Annotated in this window: 2 tRNA genes and 1 rRNA gene; all 3 read left to right on the top strand. The window is 40.9% G+C overall.

The window, feature by feature from the left end:
• Positions 1-106, top strand: a 16S ribosomal RNA gene (locus D2A34_RS26465); the annotation flags it as partial.
• A gap of 140 nt (positions 107-246) precedes the next feature.
• Positions 247-322: transfer RNA gene (locus D2A34_RS26460), tRNA-Ala, on the top strand.
• Positions 323-325: 3 nt separating this feature from the next.
• Positions 326-402, top strand: a tRNA-Ile gene (locus tag D2A34_RS26455).
• Positions 403-536 lie beyond the last annotated feature (134 nt).

The following is a 536-nucleotide window of genomic DNA, read 5'->3' as shown; positions in this document are numbered from 1 at the left end:
TCGTGAGCTAACCGTAAGGAGGCAGCGACCTAAGGTAGGGTCAGCGATTGGGGTGAAGTCGTAACAAGGTAGCCGTAGGAGAACCTGCGGCTGGATCACCTCCTTTCTATGGAGAAATCTAGATCAGCATGATGTCTGACTAGTACAAATACATCATTGTATGTATTAAAATATAAAATACTTGCTCAAAGGTTGCTTAAGTATTTATTCTGTTCAATTTTGAGGGATTTTTCCTTCAAAACTTATGGGGGTATAGCTCAGTTGGGAGAGCACCTGCCTTGCACGCAGGGGGTCAAGAGTTCGAATCTCTTTATCTCCACCATAAGGGCTTATAGCTCAGCTGGTTAGAGCGCACGCCTGATAAGCGTGAGGTCGATGGTTCGAGTCCATTTAAGCCCACCAATGTTCTTTGAAAATTGCATATAAATTGATGTATATAAATACAACAAAGCCAAGAATAATATTCTTTGTAATGATTAAATAACTAGTTTTGTAATAACAAAACTTTAGAAGGTCAAGCTACAAAGGGCGCATGG

Source organism: Clostridium chromiireducens, from assembly GCF_003575225.1.
GTDB classification, from domain to species: domain Bacteria; phylum Bacillota; class Clostridia; order Clostridiales; family Clostridiaceae; genus Clostridium; species Clostridium chromiireducens.
The sequence above is the reverse complement of the archived record's forward strand: the minus strand, read 5'-3'. Positions and strand labels throughout refer to the sequence as shown.